Consider the following 18544-nt stretch of genomic DNA (forward strand, 5'->3'; position numbering starts at 1 on the left):
ATTCCGGATCGTTTGCACATCGGTGGCCTCAAAACCGCCGGGAGGTCGTGACGCTATGTATATTAGCGCTCGTACATTTGAACAAGTGGACGATCCGTGGCGCTTCGGTTCACCCCGAGCCACGCCAGCCCATGGAGGAGAAGCGTGCGAACCAGAGTTGCCGATCTTCTCGGCGTTGAATTCCCGATCTGCGCTTTCAGTCACTGTCGCGACGTGGTTGCCGCGGTGTCGAATGCAGGTGGGTTGGGGATCCTTGGTGCTACCGCGCACAGTCCGGAGCAGTTGGACCGCGAACTGACCTGGATTGAGGAACAGACCGGGGGAAAACCCTATGGTGTCGACTTGTTGCTGCCGACCAGCTATGTCGGCGCCGAGCATGGCGGGGTAGGCCCCGGTGGGGTCGCCGATCTGTTGCCGGTCCGGCACCGCGATTTCGTCGAGGACCTGCTCAACCGCTACGAGGTACCGGTGCCGACCGGTCAACCGCGCGGGAACGCCGGCAGCCTCAACGTCTCACCCTCGGCGTACACACCGCTCCTCGACGTTGCATTCGGCCATGACATTCGACTGCTCGCCGGCGCGCTCGGACCACCGCCGGCCGACGTGGTCGCCCGCGCCCACCAACAGGGTGTCTTGGTGGCCGCTCTGGCGGGCACCGTGGCGCATGCCCGACGGCACGCCGCCGCGGGAGTGGATTTGATTGTGGCGCAGGGGACCGAAGCCGGCGGCCACACCGGGGAGGTGGCGACGATGGTACTCGTCCCAGAGGTCGTCGATGCGGTCGATCCGCTGCCAGTCCTGGCCGCCGGCGGAATTGCCCGCGGTCGTCAGATCGCCGCGGCAATGGCGCTGGGCGCTGAGGGCGTGTGGTGTGGGTCGGTCTGGCTGGGAACGGAAGAAGCGGAAACTCCGTTGGCGGTCAAGGAGAAGTTCTTGGCCGCAAGCTCATCGGACACCGTGCGGTCACGATCGTTGACCGGCAAGCCGGCGCGCATGTTGCGCACGGCTTGGACCGACGAATGGGATCGGCCCGACAGTCCGGCGCCGCTCGGTATGCCGTTGCAATCTGCGTTGATAGGTGACTCGCAGTCGCGCATCAACCAGGCGGCCGGCAACCCGGATGCCAAGGCACGCGAGTTGGCAACCTATTTCGTCGGCCAGGTCGTCGGCTCGCTCGACCGGGTACGGCCCGCCCGCACCGTCGTCCTCGACATGGTTGAGGAGTTCATCGACACCATGGGACGGCTCGAGTCGCTGGCCGAGGACTGATGGGACTGCAGGTCGGGATCGATGTCGGCGGTCTGATCGGTGGGCGCCTTCCGGATCGATTCGCTGACCGGGTCAAGGAGATCGAGGACCGGGGTTTCGACAGCATCTGGTTCGCCGAAGCCTGGGGTTCGGACGTGTTCACGCCCCTGGCCTGGTGTGCGGCGCTGACCAGCAGGGTTCGGCTCGGTTGTGCAATAGCGCAGATCCCGGCTCGAACACCGACGGCAACGGCGATGGCGGCCAACACTCTTGACCATCTGAGCGCCGGACGCGCGGTACTCGGCGTCGGTGCGTCGGGCCCCCAGGTGTCTGAGGGCTGGTACGGCGTGGCGTTCACCCGCCCACTGGTCCGCACACGTGAATACGTCGAGATTATTCGACAAGCGCTGGCTCGCGAGCAGCCTCTGACTTATTCGGGCGAATTTCACCAGCTGCCGATGCGCGACGGGGACGTCAGCGGACTCGGTAAACCACTGAAGTCGATGCTGCATCCGTTCCGCCCCGGGTTGCCGATCCAATTGGGCGCCGAGGGGCCCCGCAACATCGCACTTGCCGCCGAGATCGCCGACGGCTGGCACGCGATGTTCTTCGCCCCCGCGCACGACGCGTACTACCGCAACGCGCTGTCCGTCGGGTTCGATCGTCGCTCCGGTGGGCGTCCATCGACCTTCGAGGTCGTCGCCACCGTACCGGTCGTGATCGACGACGACCTCGATCGAGCGGCTGACCGGGTACGGCCGATGCTGGCGCACTACATCGGTGGAATGGGTGCCCGCGGCGCCAACTTTCACTTCGACGTCTTTGTTCGAATGGGGTTCGCTGATGTCGCCGAGCGGGTCCAGAAGCTCTACCTGTCCGGGGACAGAGCCGCGGCCGGCGCGGCAATCCCGGTCTCCATGGTGGAGCAGGTTGCTCTTATCGGGCCCGCCGCCAAGATCCGCGAGGATCTGACGCGGTGGGAGAGCACTGTCGTCGACACGATTGCGGTACAGGGCCTTCCGGAGGACTTGGCGCTACTGGCCGATACAGTCCTGGAGTGAGCAGTGCAGCCTGCGTGCGCTCAACGGCGACGCGGTGTGCCGGCCGCTTCGCCGGGATGCACCCTCGTGAAATGACGTATCGCGCCGACCATGCGTTCGTACTCGGCAGCGTTGGGAATCGTCACGGCCGCGGCGGTCAAGCCGCTGCACATGGTCACCAGCGCGCGGGACAGATCACGACGGGAGCGTGCATCGGCCGCGAGTGCAGGCGGGGCGAGCGAGGCAATGCTGTCGAAGAAGGCGCGGAAACTGCGCAATGTGGGCTGTAGCTCCTGGGCCATCGCCTCGTCGCGGTTGACCTCGATGAGCACGGTGAGCACCATGGCCGGTACTTCGCGGTCGACCCGGTACATGCTGGCAAAGCTCTGCAGCACGAGGTCGACGGCGTCGTCGAAAGTATCGACACCTATCATCGCCGACCGCATGTGCTCGAGGGCGTGCGCGTAGACGTCCTCGGCGACGGCGACGAAAAGCCCGGCCTTGCTGCCGAAGCGCTGGTAGATCATCGGCACCGAAATCCCGGCTGCTTCGGCGATCTCACTGACTGCTACACCGGCAAAACCTCGTGTCGCGAAAAGGCTACGCCCAGCGCGGAGCAGGGCCTCACGGGTGTCGAGGCCCTCCGCAGCCTTCGGGCGTCCTGGTGCGCGCAACGACGGGGTGGTGCGTCCTGGTCGCGCCGGGTTTGCTGACATCACTCTCCTGGTCGGGGGTGTTGCTGCAAACCATAGCACTATGTATATTAGCGCTCGTACATTTATCGGCTGCCCGATCATGGCACCGATGCGGTGCGCAGGCGATTCGTTCCACGCTGCTCGTCCGGGAGGCCTTATCCGAGGATGTCCTCAACCGCGCCACCCGGAGTCGCCAAAGCGGTGTGGGTCCAGGGCGATCATCATCGATCGAATCTCCCAGCAGCAGTTTCTCGTGCAGGTCAAGATGACGGAGGTAACCCAGTGAGCACGACCAGGCGCAGTCCGCGGATCGCCATCATCGGCGCCGGCATGTCGGGCCTGTGCATGGGCGCCCGCCTTTGGATGGCGGGAATCGACACTTTCACCATCTACGAGAAGGCTCCCACTCTGGGGGGAACCTGGCGCGACAACACCTATCCGGGGCTGACCTGCGACGTCCCGTCGCGGTTCTACCAGTTCCGATTCGCCCCCAATCCCGACTGGTCCCAGTTCTACTCCAGTGGCGCCGAAATCTGGCGCTATTTCGACTCGGTCGCCGACCGCTTTGCTCTGGACGCCCATGTACGTACCGGCCACGAGGTCACTGAGGCGCTCTTCATCGACGACCGGTGGATGCTCTCGTTCGCCGACGGCAGCACCGAGGAAGCTGATTTCGTGATCTCGGCGTGCGGGGTCCTGCGTGTTCCCAACATTCCCGACATTCCCGGGGCGGATTCGTTTGCGGGGGCACTGTTTCACTCTGCGCGCTGGGATCATGACGTGCCGGTGACGGGAAGGCGGGTGGCTGTCATCGGTACCGGATCTACCGGTGCCCAGATCGTCGGCGCATTGGGCGGGGTCGCCGACCACCTGACGCTGTTTCAGCGCACCCCGCAGTGGATCGCGCCTATGGTCAATCCGCGCTACCGAAAGGTCACTCGTTCCTTGCATCGCCGGTTTCCCGCGCTGAGCCGGCTGGGCTACGACACACTTCGGGTCACCATGGAACGGGCCGCTGTGGCCATGATCAAACCGGGCCTGCGGAGATGGGCGATGCAGGCGGCGTGCCGGGTACATCTGCGGTCGGTGCGCGACCCGCAGCTTCGTCAGGCGTTGACTCCTGACTATCAGCCGATGTGTAAGCGACTGGTGTTCTCCGCTTCGTTCTATCCGGCAGTGCAGCGCCGGGACGTCAGCCTTGTCACCGACAAGATCGAAGGTATCGAGCCGACGGGGCTGCGTACCGCTGACGGTATGCTCCACGAGGTTGACGTCATCGTGCTCGCCACCGGGTTCGACGCTCACGCCTACCAGCGACCGATGCAGGTGGTGGGCCGTGACGGGATCACCCTCGACGATGCGTGGCGCGGGGGCCCGCGTGCTTACATGACGGTGTCCGTGCCCGGATTCCCCAACCACTTCATGTTGATGGGTCCGCACACGCCGGTGGGCAACTACAGTCTCACCGAGGTTGCCGATACCCAGGCCCGCTACATTCTCGGCTGGATTCAGCGATGGCAGCGCAGCGAATTCGCCACCGTAGAGCCCACCCAACAGGCAACCGACCGCTACAACGCCGAGCTTCGTGCAGCGCTGCCCGACACCATCTGGGCGTCAGGATGCCGGAGCTGGTACCTCGGCGCCGACGGTCTACCAGAGTTGTGGCCGTGGGCCCCACAGCGGCATCGCGCGATGCTGGCCCAGTACCGCCCAGCGGATCACCGCCTGAACCGACAGCTCCTGCGTTCGTGACAGCGCGCGGTAGGCGCGGAACGACTTCACCCGACCCGTTCACCTTCAGACATCCGAATGTCTGATTACGACAGCCAAGGGGATGCTATGGCCGGAGAGACACTGGTACCTGACACTGAGGTTCGCTCGTCGCGGGGTGTTCCGATGCATTTCGCGTCGATCTGGGAGGCGGTCGCCGACATCAGGGGTGACGGACTCGCCGTGGTTCAGGGCGAGCGCTGCGTGTCGTGGCGCGACTACGAAGACCGAGCATCGCGATTGGCCGCTGCGCTCGTCGGCGCCGGCCTCGAGTCGAACTCGAAAGTCGCTATGTATCTGTACAACTCACCCGAATACTGTGAGACGAACTTTGCCGCGTTGAAGATCGGCGGCAGCCCGGTCAACGTGAACTACCGGTATCTCGAGCACGAACTGCGTTATCTGCTCGACAATGCCGATGCCGAGGCGATCGTGTTCCACTCGTCGCTGGGTGATCGGATTGCGCGGGTGGCCGAAGGATTGCCCAAGCTGAAGCTTCTGATCGAGGTGGACGACGGCCCAGCGTCAGATGGCTCCGCGCACGTGGAGACGGCGGTTCGCTACGAGGAGTTGCTCGCCGCGCACCAGCCGCTCGGCCGCCGAGAGCCGGACGGGTCGGAGATCTACATGCTGTACACGGGCGGCACCACGGGCTTGCCGAAAGGCGTCATGTATCCGGTGTCGGACTTCACGGGTTTCCTTGTGCAGAATTACGCACCGTTTCTGGGTCTTTCGGCGCCCGAGTCGGCTGATGACATTCTGTCTGCGGTGGCCGCAATGGCCGACGCGAACCGGCCGGTGGCGATGTCGGCCCCGCCGCTCATGCACGGAACGGGTTGCTGGTTGGGAGTCATGGTGCCGCACATGTTCGGCGGCACAGCCTGTCTCCTTGAGCATCGCAGCCTCGACCCGGCTGAGGTGTGGTCGGTGGTCGAGCGCCACCGGGTGCAGAATGTGGTCATCGTCGGTGACGCGTTCGCCCGGCCGTTGTTGCGCGTCCTGGACGCCGAAAAGGATGACAGAGATCTGTCATCGCTACGATTGCTGATTTCCTCCGGCGCGATGTTCTCGGCGGACCTGAAGCAGCAGTTGTTGTCCCACGTGCCGCAACTGGCCATCATTGATGTGCTGGGTTCCACCGAGGGCGGCATGGGCTTGTCGGTCACCACGAAGGACACTCCGGTGGTGCAGACCGCGCGGTTCGGACGGCCCGCCACCACAAAGGTTTTCACTGATGACGGGCGAGAGGTCGTGCCCGGCTCGGGCGAGATCGGCATGGTCGCCAGTGGCGGACTCTCACCGCTGGGCTACTACAAGGATCCCGAGAAATCGGCCCGCACGTTCCGCGAGGTGGCCGGTGTGCGCTACACCTTCACCGGCGACATGGCCCGGGTGACCGACGATGGGTCGGTCGAACTCTTGGGGCGCGGATCGCACTGCATCAACACCGGCGGCGAGAAGGTCTTCCCCGAGGAGGTCGAGGAGGCTTTGAAGCGGCACCCGGCCGTAGAGGATGCGCTCGTGTTCGGTGTTCCTGACGAGCGCTTCGGTAACTGTGTCGTCGGTGTCGTGTCACTCGCGGAGGGCACCGAGATAGCAGCCGCCGAACTGATAGCCGACACCAAGCGCCGGATCTCGAGCTATAAGGTGCCGCGCGAGTTGCACATCGCCGAGCGTGTGCCGCGGGCGCCCAATGGGAAGGCTGACTACCCAAGTGCGAGGGCACTTTTCGAGTCGGCGACTGCGTGAGTCCCTGCCGGCCCCACCACATGTGTGGGGCCGGCGTAGATCGCGATCGTCCAGGGTGCCGCTAATCCGCGCCCGGATCACCACCCTGTGTCGGTGAAGGATGGGTGATCGAGGCGATCTACGCCGTAGCGGCCTGCGCGACCGAGTGGCGATCGACGTTGCCGCGAAAACTATACGAGTTTTAGGGAATCGTCGCGGTGCAGCAGGAAGAAGTAGGGCTGCTCCATTCCCCGCATATCCATGACGCCCAGCACGGTCTCCGACCCGGCGGTGCCGTCGAGGAGACGGAACACATCGTTGACCGGAAGCTGGTCGTAGATCATGGTCGCGGTTTCCACGCCCCGGTAGCGCGTGGTGCGGAGTCTGGCTTTGGGACTGCGGGCTTGCAGTACCGGCTTGAGCGGAGCCACATTACCGACGAAGTTGCGGTTCCCGAGACCGGGCAGTTTTGTCGCAAGCGCCAGTCCGAGGAATGCAGGGGCAGGGTTGAGTGCCCACAGACCGCGCCCATCCGCTGTGGTGAACAACAGCGGATGGACTGTCTCTGGGTCCAGGAACTGCTTGCCCCACCAGCCGCTGTTGGCCAGCATTCCATCCACCGGATGGCCGGTCGGCATCTCGGCGCCATGCCAGGTGCCGAGCATTGATTCAGCTTCGACAGCGGGCAGGGAGTCGAACAATTCGAATGCACCCTCCATGGTGGTCGGGGCATCCGGTAGTACTTCTGCAAGTAGAGACATAGCTACGACACTACCTGCCATGTGTCAACCCGTACACCCTGCGGTGCTGAAAGATGCTGAGATGCTTGGCAACCACCGTCGTCACGATGAGCGTCGGCACCGCGTGTGCAGCAATGCGACGTGCGTCGCGGCTTTGGGGTTGAATGGCCGGCGCATTCACGTGGCGGATGTGGTCGCGAGTGCGCGACCACGGGCCGGGGCCTTGCAGATGCGCCCGCATGGAGCCCGATTTACGCCACGCTCGACAGTGCCCTGGCCGATGGATCGCGTAGGGCTGCCGAGTCGGCCATGGATCGCGTCATCGGATGGTTCGAATCGCACAAAGGTTTGTTGCAAGCGTGGGCCGAGGCGGCGATAGAGGATCCGAGTCTCTTCGGCAGGTCACATGTGCTTTTCGAGGCTGTCTTCGATGCGATGCCGTTCGTGCGTTCCACGTGGCCCGAGTCGACGGAACAGCAGGCCAGATTGCGCCTCCATCTCTTCACGCTGCAGCTGGAACCTCTTCCAGAACTACGCGGTGACCGGGGAGTGGGCGCATCCCCGGGACGTGCTTATCGGCGTTCTGGCCGATCTCTGGTCAAGCGACTTCTTCCCGCCCCGGTACGCAAGGCAGCCTGGGTGACATCAGCGCTGACGCTGCGCCCCGTTCCGTCCCGTGTGGCGCGGCCCTCTGCTGATGTGATCGGGCTCGACGGCGGAAGCCGCGTTTCCGCAGTGGGTTGTGGCGCCGTCGATCGGCGGTCACCACCGCTGTTCCCCGCGTAAGGAATGTGCCTCAGCCGCCGGGCGGTGATAGCGCGACGCAGCGTTGAGGCCTTCGCTCTGCTAACTGAGCGGCGTTGCGGTGTAGTGAAACTGACCAACGTCGCGCCCCGACATCAGTCGTTCTTGACTTCGAGAACCCGTTTGCGCAGCCCCTCGGTGGCGGTATCCAGGCCACTCTTCAGGGCCATCTTCACGACGAAGCCTGGAAGTGGAACCGTCAGCTCGATGGCCATGTCGAAGCGAACTCTGGTTTTGGCGTCCGCGGGTGTCAGCGTGTACGTCGCATTCTGCGATTTGACGTGACCAGCCGATAACAGCGTCCAACGGACGCTGTTATCGGCCCATGTGTACTCGATGACGTGAGTGTCGGTCATTCCGGCGGCCCTGACCCCTATTTGCGCGCGCCGCGGGCGTCCGTCCTCGTACGTGTCGAGTACTTCTGCCCTTTGGTACTGCGAGGTCCAACTCGGGGCTGACTCGATATCCGCAATGACGTCAAGGATCTCGTCGGCCGTTGCTTCGATGCTGACTTCCCGGGACCCTTTTATTGCCATTCCGCAACTCCTTCCAGCCCGTCAGGGCAAGCCAATGCGATTGTCACGTACTCGTGTACAGAACCGCCATTCGCTGATGGCAGTCGCGCCTGAGAATGTGGCACACGCTAGCTATTGCAAGACACGCTGTCTAGTTGGTAGATAGAAGATCTGCCTCTGTGACGTCTGTTCTCGTTCAGGTCCGACCCCGTGCCGGTGTGCACGACGACTTCATGGCCGAGATTTCTGCGGGTGCTGAAGCACCTCTGGCGAGCTACCACGGACAGCAAACCTGATCGGGAGGTTCTCGTGACCACTTCGGACAATTCGTTGGCAGCTAACGCTTGGCGCCTGGCGACACCCGGCGATGATGGCTGGGATCGGACGATCAGACCGGACGACCCCCGCAAACTGTTCGTGGTCTCTGCCGACTGCCACGCCAATGAGCCACCCACCTACTTGCTCGACCACATCGAGCCTGTGTACTTTCCCCGATTGCCGCGCATGGAGCGCCGCGACGACGGCTCGGAGTGGTTGATAACGGAAGGCACCGCGCCGATGCGTGTCAAGGCCCCTGCCTCGGAGGCGACGAGGATGGGCTCCCGAATGGAGGCCGAAGACCAGCGGCGCAGCGCCGCAGCACGCGATATCGCGACGCGACTCGCCGACCAGCAGGCCGATGGGGTTGACGTCGAGCTGATCTTCCCCACCAAGGGCCTCTTCGGCTGGGCCACGCCCGACCCGGTGTTTGCGATGGCGATGTGCCGGGCATGGAACCGTTGGGCATACGAGACATTTTCTTCCGACGGTTGGCACGGAGGGCGGACGCTGCCGCTGGCGTCGATCGCTGCGGGTGACCTAGACGGCGCGTTGGCAGAGGTGGCGTGGGCAGCTACCAAGGGTTTTGTGGGTGTGTGTCTGGGCAATTCGCCGATCTACGGCCCGAAGACACCAGGCAAGCTCGAGTACAACGACCCCTTGTTCGAGCCGCTGTGGACCGCGATAGAGGACGCAGGTCTGGCAATCACTTTCCACGTCTCGACTGGGCGTGACCCCAGAGCGGTCACCGGCGACGGCGGCGCAGTGGTGAATTATGTGTGTCACTCGATGGAAACAACGATCGAGCCGGCGGTCCAGCTGATCGCATCTGGCGTCCTCGAGCGTCACCCGCGCCTGCGGGTTGGGCTCGTCGAGTCCGGCATCGGCTTCCTGCCGTGGCTGCTCGAAACGATGGACTACGCCTACAGGGCTCATCACTTCTTCGTGCGTCCCCAGCTTCCTGAGCTGCCGTCGGTGTACTTCCGGCGTCAGTGTTTCGCGACGTTCCAGGAGGATCACGCCGGCTTAGCCGCGGTGGAGGAGAACGATCTGGTCGCTAATGTGTTGTGGGCGAACGACTACCCACACCATGAAGGCTCCTGGCCGCACTCGGCGGCGTCCGTTGAGCGGCAGATGGTGCGCCTGTCTGACGACGCCCGCTCGAAGATCCTCGGCCTCAACGCAGCTCGCATATTCGGGCTTCCCGTCACCCGGTGACCACGGGCCTCTGGTTGCGACGGCAACGTGTCGCAACTTCACGCTGACCCTGTCGCCCGTGTTGCGCTGAGGCGATCTCGGCGAGCATTGTCTGAAAGTATCAAACTGATGTCTGAAAAGGTCATTCTGTTGGCCCCGGTGCGGACCTAGCGTGGCAGGCATGTCAAACGATGTTGCCTTCAAGCCTTCGGCGCGCGCTCTCGCCTCCGCGGCCCGCAAGTCGGCGCCCGAGATCTGGCGGACGACCGCGATCGGCCTGTATCGGGATGCGCGGCGTCCGCGGTCGGGTTCGGCGCCGGCGTCGCTGCCGCGCACGATGTTTGACCCGACACGGCCGGAAAAGATCGCCAACCCCTATCCGGACCTGGAGCGGATACGTGAGCATCCCGTCGTGGTCAACGAGCGACTCGGGGTGTGGATGATCGGACGCTACGAGGACGTGCACGCTGCGGTCCGCGAGAACTCGGTGTTGTCGTCCCGAGATGGGATTGCGCTGCAATCGTTTGTGGTCAGTTCGGTGTTGACCGCCGAGCCGCCCAACCACACCCGGCTGCGGCGGATCGTCGCACCGTTGCTCAGTAAACGGTCGGTGCAGATCCAGACCTCCGATATCCGCGACCTGACCCGGGAGGCGCTCGCGCCGATGAAAGCCGGGGGCACGGTGGATATGGTGCCGGCGCTGACTATCCCGATGCCGATCGCTGTCATCGCCCGGATCCTCGGGGTGCCGCGCTCGGAGTGGACGAAATTCAAGGAAGTGTCGGACAGGCTCGTGTCGGCGGCCTTTGCTCCCGGTGGGCTGCCCGAGGGGTTACGCCGGTTTCCGAGAATTCTGCAGTCGTACCTATGGCTGCGCAGCTTTTTGGACGCCGAGATCCGGCGGCGCGCCGACGCCCCGGCTGAGGACTTGATAAACCAGTTCCAGTTGGCGATCGACGCTGGTGACCTCGCCGATCAGGAGGCGTTCGTCTATACGACGCTGCTGCTGATCGCCGGCAACGAAACCACCACCAACCTGCTGGGGATGCTGCTGATCAAACTGGCCGAGGATCACGAGTTGTTTCGGGAGCTGCAGGCCGACCGCAGCCTGATTCCCGGCGCGGTGGAAGAGGCGCTGCGGTGGGGCGCGCCGGAACAGTGGGTGACCAGAGTTGCCACCGCGCCGTATCCGATCGGCGATACCGTGATCCCCACCGGCGGGAAGGTGGTGTTGTTCTACGCTTCGGCCAACCGGGACCCGGCCAAGTTCGCCGATCCGGACCGCTTCGATATTCACCGCAACACCACGGGTCATCTGAGCTTCGGTCATGGTCTGCACTTCTGCTTGGGCGCCCATCTCGCACGCCTGGAAACGATAACCGCGATCAATTGTCTGCTCGATGAAGTCGATGGTCTGGAGTTGGCCGGCCCGGTGCGGTGGGGCAAGAACCCGTCGTTGCAGGGCCCGGTGTCGGTGCCGTTGCGCATCAAGCAACGCTGAGCGGTTCGTTCGATGAAAACTATTGGTGCGCGGCTTATTCGAAGTCCAAGGATAGACAAACGCCCTGCTGGATAGCCCGGACGTAGGTGAAGTCCGCGACCAGCAGCACGTTGGGGGCGGGCACCCGGAACTGACGCTTGACCAGGTCAGCGGCCCGGGCAGCGGCGGGATCGGCGATCGTGGTGCGGACCTTCTTGCGCCGTGCGACACCGCGCCAGCCGTCGGCCCGCATCAACCGCTCCACCGAGCAGCGGGTCACGTCGATGCCTTGGCGTAGCAGGTGAGCCCACAGCTTCGTCGCGCCGTTGAGCGACTCGGGTGTGCGGCGGCCGTGCTCGTCAGGCTCGTAGAAGCCGGCCAGCACCTCGGTGATGACGGTGTCCAGTGTCGCGGGTCGCTCTCCTGCACGAAGAAACTTGTCGCCGCCTTGAGGATCTCGATGGAGCCTCAAGCTCACGGTTGTTGCGCTTGAGTTCGCGCAACTCCTGTGCGGTATCGCTAGGCACCCCGTCACGCTGGCCGGTGTCGACTTCGGCCTGGTTGACCCACCGTCGCAGCGATTCCCGACACCCCAACCGCTTGGCCACCGCAGTAGATGCAGTCCGTGCGGGCGGCGTACTCCTCGGCATGGTCGGTGGCCCAACCGCACCGCCCGGGCCTTGAACTCCTCGTCGTACTTCTTCGGCACGATGTGGACAACCTTCCCTCGAAAGAAGGTGTGCATCAAACCCGGGGGATGATTCATTCATCGGTGGTTGGACTTGCTGGGCGGTCGTCCATACCAACGGGTGTGGGCACGGGTGAACGCGGCGGTTTCTGAATAGCCAAGCCGACGCCCGGTTTCCTCGACGCTGAGCCCCGAGTTGAGCAGTTCGGTGGCCAGTGTTGCGCGGACTTCGTCCAGCAGTGCACGGTAACTCGTTCCTTCGACAGCGAGTCGGCGGTGCAGGGTGCGTTCGGTGATGCACAGCTCTTTGGCGATGGTGGTCATCGAAGGAATCTCTGTCGAGTCCTGAATGATGCGCGTGCGGATGGACGCCGACATCCCCCTGCGGGTGGTACGCCTGTTCAACAACTCCTCGCATTGGCGAATGCAGATGGCCGCGGTCTGTGGATCCGCCGCGGGCATGGGCTGATCCACTAGGCGCGCGGGCAGGATGACCGCATTGCGTGTGGTGTTCTCGACGATCACGTTGAGGTTGTCGATCTTCATCAGACCGGCCGGCAGTTGCGGATCGGTGACTTCAACCCGCATCGTCGTTGTTGAGTGGATCAGGCCGCCCGCCAGTGGCGGAACGAGTTTGAGGAAAATCGCAAAATCGCGCTCCAGTAAGAAGCGTCGGACGTCCGGGGGGATTTGCGCATCGTCGAATGCGATGACGGCTTCTGCCTCGGTCATTTGTGGCGCGGTGAGTCTGCGGTAGGTGGTGGTGAGCGCGACGTAGCGGCGTGCCACGTCTATCGCGTCGCCCACGGTGGGGCTGGACAACACGGCATACCCGAGGATGCCGATGTCGGCGAAGGTGTAACGCGATCCAGTTTCCAGACCAAGCCCAGGTAGATCACCGAGGCGCCCGATCACATTGCGGATGATCATCACTTCCTGGCTGGCACGGATTTCCGTGGTGGGACTCATCAGCTCCTCACGCGTCAGACCCGTGCCACGCAGGCATGTCTGGGCGTCGAGGCCGTGGTGCTTGGCAGTCTCGAGGATGTAGCGGCTGGGGGTGCTGGACCGGGCGATATCCGCGTGAGGTGCGATCTCGGCGGCCATTGTCTGAAAGTATCAAATTATTGTCTGGTCTGGTCATTACCTGTGGGTGGGCGTTGTCCTAACGTCACCGCTATGTCAACCGATGTTGCTTTCAAGCCCTCAAGGCGCGCGCTGGTTTCCGCGGCCGGCAAGTCGGCTCCCGATCTCGGGCGCTCGATCGCGGTTGGCATGTATCGGGATGCGCGCCGTCCGCGGTCGGGCTCGGCGCCGGCGTCGGTGCCGCGCACGACTTTTGACCCGACACTGCCGGACAAGATCGCCAACCCGTATGCGGACTTGGAGCGGATTCGTGAGCATCCCGTCGTGGTCAACGAAGCGCTCAATGTGTGGATGATCGGACGGTATGACGGCGTGCACGCCGCGGTGCGCGAGAACGCTGTGTTGTCGTCCAAGGACGGCATCGGGCTGCAAGCGGTCGTCACCAGTGTTGTGGCGACCGCCGAGCCGCCCGAGCACACCCGGCTGCGGCGTATCGCCGCACCGCTGTTCAGCAAGCGCTCGGTGCAGATTCAGATGTCCGACATCCACGACTTGACCCGTGCGGCGCTCGCGGCGATGAAAGCCGGGGCCGCGGTAGACATGGTGCCGGCGCTGACCATCCCGATGCCGATCGCCGTCATCGCCCGCGTCCTTGGTGTGCCGCGCTCGCAGCAGGCGAGGTTCAAGGAAGTGTCGGACATCGTGACATCGGGGTTGTTCTCTGCGGGGGGAGTAGCGGAGGGCCTGCGCCGGTTTCCGCGCACTCTGCAGTCCTTCTTATGGCTACGCAGTTTTTTGGACGCCGAGATCCGCCGGCGCGCCGACGCGCCGGCTGAGGACTTGATAAACCAGTTTCAGTTGGCGATCGACGCCGGTGACCTCGCCGATCAGGAAGCGTTCCTCTATACGTCGATGCTGCTGGTCGCCGGGAATGAGACGACCACCAATCTGTTGGGGATGCTGTTGATCAAGCTGGCCCAGGACCACGAGCTGTTCCTTCAGTTGCAGGCCGACCGTAGCCTGATCCCCGGCGCGGTGGAGGAGATGCTGCGGTGGGGTGCGCCGGTGCAGTGGGTGACCAGGGTCGCCACCGCCCCCTATGAGATCGGCGGCACGGTGATCCCGACCGGTGCGAAGGTCATGCTGTTGAACGCGTCGGCCAACCGGGACCCGGCCAAGTTCGCCGATCCCGATCGTTTCGACATTCACCGCAACACCAGCGGCCATTTGGGTTTCGGCTACGGTCTGCATTTCTGTCTGGGCGCCCATCTCGCACGGTTGGAGACGATCACCGCGATCAATTACCTGCTCGACGAGGTCGACGGGCTGGAGTTGGCCGGGCCGGTGCGGTGGGGCACGACCCCGTCCTTGCAGGGGCCGGTGTCGGTGCCGTTGCGCATCAGACGGAGCTGAGCCACACCTCGGTCAGCTAGCAGAATCGAGTGGCCGTGATGCGGGACCGGTATCCAATATTGTGTGAAATGTGTTGTTGACAAGGTGAACTCGATTTTAAGGAGAGTGCTGTGCGGGTGGTTGTGGATCGTGACCGGTGCGAGGGTAACGGGATATGCGAGGGGCTTGCGCCAGAGGTGTTCGAGCTCGACGACGACGCTGTGGCTGTGGTCAAGACCGATCCGATCCCGGCCGACAATGAACACCTCGCCCAACAGGCCATCACCGACTGCCCGCGCGCGGCAATCACACGAACCGACTAGGAAGAGTCCCGGGTGGGCATCGGATAGGGTGCGCCGAACCTTCGCTGCCGGAGGGGGATCGTGCGCTTTCACCTCCGCGTAGCGGTAACGGCTGCCACGGCGGTCACCTGCGCTGCGTGCATTGCTGAACTGGCCCCCGGCTATGTATATTAGCGATCGTATAGTTTCTTAGCCCGACACCCCGGGCGGGCACCTTGGTACGGCTTTGGCCCTACCACGGCACTGATGTCGATCCTGCATCCGTTCAAGCTCGGTTATGCCGATCTGATTCAGCGCCACTGCAACGGAATTGGCTTACCCAGAAGGGTAAGCCCGGAAGGAGTCACGAGTGGCAATCAGCGATTCACGTGAGTTGGTCATCGAAGCTACACCTTCGGAGATCCTCGACGTCCTCGCGGACATCGAATCTCTGCCGAGCTGGTCATCCCAGTATGAGCAAGCCGAGGTGCTGGATACCCACGAGGACGGCCGTCCGCGGCAGGTCAAGATGACGGTCAAGGCCGCCGGGCGGACCGACACGGTCGTCACCGAGTACACGTGGACCGACAACAGCGTCAGCTGGGCTCTTGTGTCTTCCAGTCAGCTCAAGTCCCAGGATGCCAAGTACACCCTGACCCCGGACAACGACGTGACTGCGGTGCGCTTCGACATGGCGATGGAACTGCTGATACCGATTCCGGAGCTCTTGCTCAAGATAGCTCTCAAGAGCGGCTTGAACACCGCTACAGACGGTTTGCGCGAGCAGGTGCTCAAGGTCAAGAACGGTTGATCTCAGAACCCATCAGCCGGGAAGGTTCACGTGACGTGGTCACTGCCTGACTGGCTGTAGCGCTGAGAACGGCGGGCACGGCCCGGATAGGGATACCGAGCCGTGCCCGCCCCACCGCCCGAGATTCGGAGTCCGAGTCCCGGTGAGCACCACCACGCCGCAACCGGCACGGCGCCCGCTCGGTCACGCGGGCATGGGCCTCCACTCCACAACGATCCAAGTCTTGCGCTCGAAAGAGCGCAAACTGAACATCATTCGGCTGAAGAATGCATGCGCTGATCCACGACGTCGACGCTATCTCGATGAGTCGGTGGCACCGCTAACAGGTGTTGTGCGCAGTCGGCCGTGATGCGGTGCAAGTCGGGTTCGGGAATGTCGCGCAGCCGCGGATCGGCGCTGCACCCGACAATCCCCGCAGTGATCATTGCCACCGTCACCCGAGACTTGATGTCCGTGGCCGAGCCGAGCAGCAGGTTGTGGAGGCGATCGCGGCAATCGACAAGCTCCTGATGCCCTCGAATCAGTTCGAGCACAGCGGGATCGCCGTATACGAGGTGACCGAGCTGTCGGTTGCGAATCACCAATTCGATGAAGCCGCCGATGGTGGCGTCACGACGGGATTCGGGTTGATGGATGGACTCCGCGATCCGCACCAGCCGTGCGACATCGTCAAAGAACGGCTGTAGGACGGCCAGCACCATGTCTTCCTTGGTTTGGAACTGGTAGTAGACCGCCGCTTTGCTGACGCCGAGATGATCGGCGATCACCTGCAACGATGTCCCGTCGACGCCACGCTCGGCGAATAGCTCCAACGCTGCATCCAACAACCTACTGCGCGCCAAGCCTGATCGCGCCAACCGCCTGGCCATTCGTCGGCCTCCGTCGATTCAGGAACACGTGGTGGTCCGGCCGGCGCGGCAGGGGTCAGTTGCTTGTGGTGTATGGGCAGCTGAGCTGTGCTGTTGGCCGGGGTGGTTCAGTGGCCTCTGGTCACCCATTCGTCGTAGTGGATGATTTCGTCGCCGATGGTGGTCGAGTCGCCGTGACCGGTGTAGACGACCGTGTCGCCGGGCAGTTTGCCGAGTCGGCCCGAGATTGATTCCAGGATGGTCGGGAAGTCTGAGAACGACCGACCTGTCGCGCCGGGGCCGCCGTGGAACAGGGTGTCGCCGCTGAACACGGCGTTCAGTTCTGGGGCGTGCCAGCACACCGAGCCGGGGGAGTGTCCGGGGGTGTGCAGTGCACGGAGTTCGGTGCCGGCGATCTGCAGCGTGTCGCGGTCGGAGACCGAGCGGAAGTCGCTGTCGGGGTGGGTCATTCGCCAGAGCACTTCGTCGGCGGGGTGTAGCAGTACCGGGGCGTCGAGTGCCTGGCCGAGTTGCGGGGCGACGGTCACGTGGTCGTTGTGGCCGTGCGTGCAGACCACCGCCACCACGTGCCGGCCGCCGACGGCCTCGATGATCGGGTCGGCGGTGTGGGCGGCGTCGAACACCACGACTTCGGTGTCGTCGCCGACGATCCAGATGTTGTTGTCGACCTCCCAGCTGCCGCCGTCGAGTTCGAAGGTGCCGTGGGTGACCAGGCGCTGGATGTTGCCCATCAGAGGACCACCACCGAACGCAGGACCTCACCGTGGTGCATTTTGTGGAACGCGTCCTCGATCTGGTCCAGCCCGATGCGTTCGGTGACGAACTTGTCCAGCGGGAACCGGCCCTGCAGATACAGCGAGATCAGGGTCGGGAAGTCGCGCTCGGGCAGGCAGTCGCCGTACCAGGAGGACTTCAACGACCCACCGCGGGAGAAGAAGTCGATCAACGGCATCTGCAGGGTCATGTCCGGGGTCGGCACCCCGACCAGCACCACGGTGCCGGCCAGGTCGCGGGCGTAGAACGCCTGCGTCCAGGTTTCGGGCCGGCCCACCGCGTCGATCACCACGTCGACGCCCACGCCGTCGGTCAGGTCCTGGATGGTCTTGACCAGGTCTTTTTCGCCGGCAAGCTGGGCGCTGTTGATGGTGTGCGTGGCGCCGAACTCGCGCGCCCAGTCCAGTTTCCGGTCGTCCATGTCGACGGCGATGATCGTCTTGGCGCCGACCAGCCGGGCCCCGGCGATCGCCGCGTCACCGACCCCGCCGCAGCCGATCACCGCCACGGTGTCGTCGCGGTTGATCGCGCCGGTGTTGATCGCCGCGCCCAGACCGGCCATCACCCCGCAGCCCAGCAGCCCGGCCGCGGCCGGGTCGGCGGCCGGATCGACCTTGGTGCACTGGCCTTCGTGCACCAACGTCTTGTCGGCGAACGCACCGATGCCCAGCGCCGGGGTCAGCTCGGTGCCGTCGGTCAGCGTCATCTTCTGCGCGGCGTTGTGGGTGTCGAAACACAGATGCGGGCGACCCCGCTTGCACGCCCGGCACTGACCGCACACCGCCCGCCAGTTCAACACCACGAAATCGCCGGGCTCCACATTGGTCACGCCCTCACCCACGGACTCCACCAGACCGGCCGCTTCATGACCGAGCAGGAACGGGAACTCGTCGTTGATCCCACCCTCCCGGTAGTGCAGATCGGTGTGGCACACCCCGCACGCCTGGATGTCGACCACCACCTCACCCGGGCCCGGATCGGGAATGACGATGTCCACCACCTCGACCGGACGAGCCTTCGCCCGAGAGATCACACCCCGCACAGTCTGAGTCATGTTGGCGCTCCGATCGGAAGGGACTGCTTCTGCGAAAAGCATTGTAACCAAACG

Annotated in this window: 16 protein-coding genes and 1 pseudogene; 9 read left to right on the forward strand and 8 right to left on the reverse strand. The window is 64.0% G+C overall.

Annotated features, from left to right (window positions below; genetic code table 11):
• Positions 1–144 precede the first annotated feature (144 nt).
• Both ACNUDN_RS08695 and ACNUDN_RS08700 read left to right on the forward strand, forming a co-directional pair.
• Positions 145–1269, forward strand: coding sequence for an NAD(P)H-dependent flavin oxidoreductase (locus ACNUDN_RS08695; RefSeq protein WP_431959694.1), 1125 nt, complete (start codon positions 145–147; stop codon positions 1267–1269).
• Positions 1269–2309 (forward strand): LLM class F420-dependent oxidoreductase, encoded by a 1041-nt coding sequence (locus ACNUDN_RS08700; protein WP_419121568.1) that lies wholly within the window; start codon positions 1269–1271, stop codon positions 2307–2309. Before ACNUDN_RS08695 ends, ACNUDN_RS08700 begins: the two co-directional genes overlap by 1 nt.
• A gap of 20 nt (positions 2310–2329) precedes the next feature.
• Here ACNUDN_RS08700 and ACNUDN_RS08705 read toward each other — a convergent pair whose 3' ends face one another.
• On the reverse strand, positions 2330–3004 hold the full coding sequence (locus ACNUDN_RS08705; RefSeq protein WP_419121569.1) for a TetR/AcrR family transcriptional regulator: 675 nt from the start codon (positions 3002–3004) through the stop codon (positions 2330–2332).
• 261 nt (positions 3005–3265) lie between these two features.
• On the opposite strand from ACNUDN_RS08705, the gene ACNUDN_RS08710 reads away from it, so the two are divergent.
• Positions 3266–4735, forward strand: coding sequence for a flavin-containing monooxygenase (locus ACNUDN_RS08710; RefSeq protein ID WP_419121570.1), 1470 nt, complete (start codon positions 3266–3268; stop codon positions 4733–4735).
• Positions 4736–4879: 144 nt separating this feature from the next.
• Positions 4880–6502 carry an AMP-binding protein gene (locus ACNUDN_RS08715; RefSeq protein ID WP_419121571.1) on the forward strand — a complete coding sequence of 541 codons (1623 nt, stop codon included), beginning with the start codon at positions 4880–4882 and terminating at the stop codon, positions 6500–6502.
• Between the two features lie 170 nt (positions 6503–6672).
• Here the strand turns inward: ACNUDN_RS08715 and ACNUDN_RS08720 are convergent, their stop codons facing one another.
• A complete protein-coding gene (locus ACNUDN_RS08720) occupies positions 6673–7242 on the reverse strand; it encodes a DUF4334 domain-containing protein (RefSeq protein WP_419121572.1) in 570 nt (189 codons plus the stop codon).
• Between the two features lie 878 nt (positions 7243–8120).
• A complete protein-coding gene (locus tag ACNUDN_RS08725) occupies positions 8121–8561 on the reverse strand; it encodes an SRPBCC family protein (RefSeq protein WP_419121573.1) in 441 nt (146 codons plus the stop codon).
• 231 nt (positions 8562–8792) lie between these two features.
• Between ACNUDN_RS08725 and ACNUDN_RS08730 the strand changes: the two genes are divergently transcribed.
• Positions 8793–10076, forward strand: a complete 1284-nt coding sequence (locus ACNUDN_RS08730; protein ID WP_419121574.1) for an amidohydrolase family protein — start codon at positions 8793–8795, stop codon at positions 10074–10076.
• Between the two features lie 160 nt (positions 10077–10236).
• A complete protein-coding gene (locus ACNUDN_RS08735; protein WP_419121575.1) occupies positions 10237–11556 on the forward strand; it encodes a cytochrome P450 in 1320 nt (439 codons plus the stop codon).
• Between the two features lie 79 nt (positions 11557–11635).
• On the opposite strand, the pseudogene ACNUDN_RS08740 reads toward ACNUDN_RS08735, so the two are convergent.
• A pseudogene (locus tag ACNUDN_RS08740) lies at positions 11636–12244 on the reverse strand (IS3 family transposase); the annotation flags it as partial.
• 57 nt (positions 12245–12301) lie between these two features.
• Positions 12302–13330: an AraC family transcriptional regulator ligand-binding domain-containing protein gene (locus ACNUDN_RS08745; RefSeq protein WP_419121576.1), complete on the reverse strand. Its 1029-nt coding sequence runs from the start codon at positions 13328–13330 to the stop codon at positions 12302–12304.
• Between the two features lie 72 nt (positions 13331–13402).
• Here ACNUDN_RS08745 and ACNUDN_RS08750 point away from each other — a divergent pair, with 72 nt between their 5' ends.
• The 3 genes from ACNUDN_RS08750 (at position 13403) to ACNUDN_RS08760 (ending at position 15793) form a co-directional block, all read left to right on the forward strand.
• Positions 13403–14722, forward strand: a complete 1320-nt coding sequence (locus tag ACNUDN_RS08750) for a cytochrome P450 (RefSeq protein ID WP_419121577.1) — start codon at positions 13403–13405, stop codon at positions 14720–14722.
• A gap of 110 nt (positions 14723–14832) precedes the next feature.
• Positions 14833–15024, forward strand: coding sequence for a ferredoxin (locus ACNUDN_RS08755; protein ID WP_419121578.1), 192 nt, complete (start codon positions 14833–14835; stop codon positions 15022–15024).
• A gap of 328 nt (positions 15025–15352) precedes the next feature.
• Positions 15353–15793 carry an SRPBCC family protein gene (locus tag ACNUDN_RS08760; protein ID WP_419121579.1) on the forward strand — a complete coding sequence of 147 codons (441 nt, stop codon included), beginning with the start codon at positions 15353–15355 and terminating at the stop codon, positions 15791–15793.
• Between the two features lie 251 nt (positions 15794–16044).
• Here ACNUDN_RS08760 and ACNUDN_RS08765 read toward each other — a convergent pair whose 3' ends face one another.
• The 3 genes from ACNUDN_RS08765 to ACNUDN_RS08775 all read right to left on the reverse strand — a co-directional run bounded on the left by ACNUDN_RS08765 (position 16045) and on the right by ACNUDN_RS08775 (position 18490).
• Complete coding sequence (locus ACNUDN_RS08765) at positions 16045–16662, reverse strand: TetR/AcrR family transcriptional regulator (RefSeq protein ID WP_419121580.1); 618 nt, start codon at positions 16660–16662, stop codon at positions 16045–16047.
• A 107-nt stretch (positions 16663–16769) separates the two neighbouring features.
• Positions 16770–17393, reverse strand: a complete 624-nt coding sequence (locus ACNUDN_RS08770) for an MBL fold metallo-hydrolase (protein ID WP_419121581.1) — start codon at positions 17391–17393, stop codon at positions 16770–16772.
• The gene (locus tag ACNUDN_RS08775; RefSeq protein ID WP_419121582.1) at positions 17393–18490 is read right to left on the reverse strand and encodes an S-(hydroxymethyl)mycothiol dehydrogenase; all 1098 of its coding nucleotides are present in this window, start codon (positions 18488–18490) and stop codon (positions 17393–17395) included. The genes ACNUDN_RS08770 and ACNUDN_RS08775 overlap by 1 nt, the downstream gene beginning before the upstream one ends.
• Positions 18491–18544: the final 54 nt, after the last annotated feature.

The organism is Mycobacterium sp. smrl_JER01, from assembly GCF_048513595.2.
In the GTDB taxonomy this organism is placed as follows: Bacteria; Actinomycetota; Actinomycetes; order Mycobacteriales; family Mycobacteriaceae; genus Mycobacterium.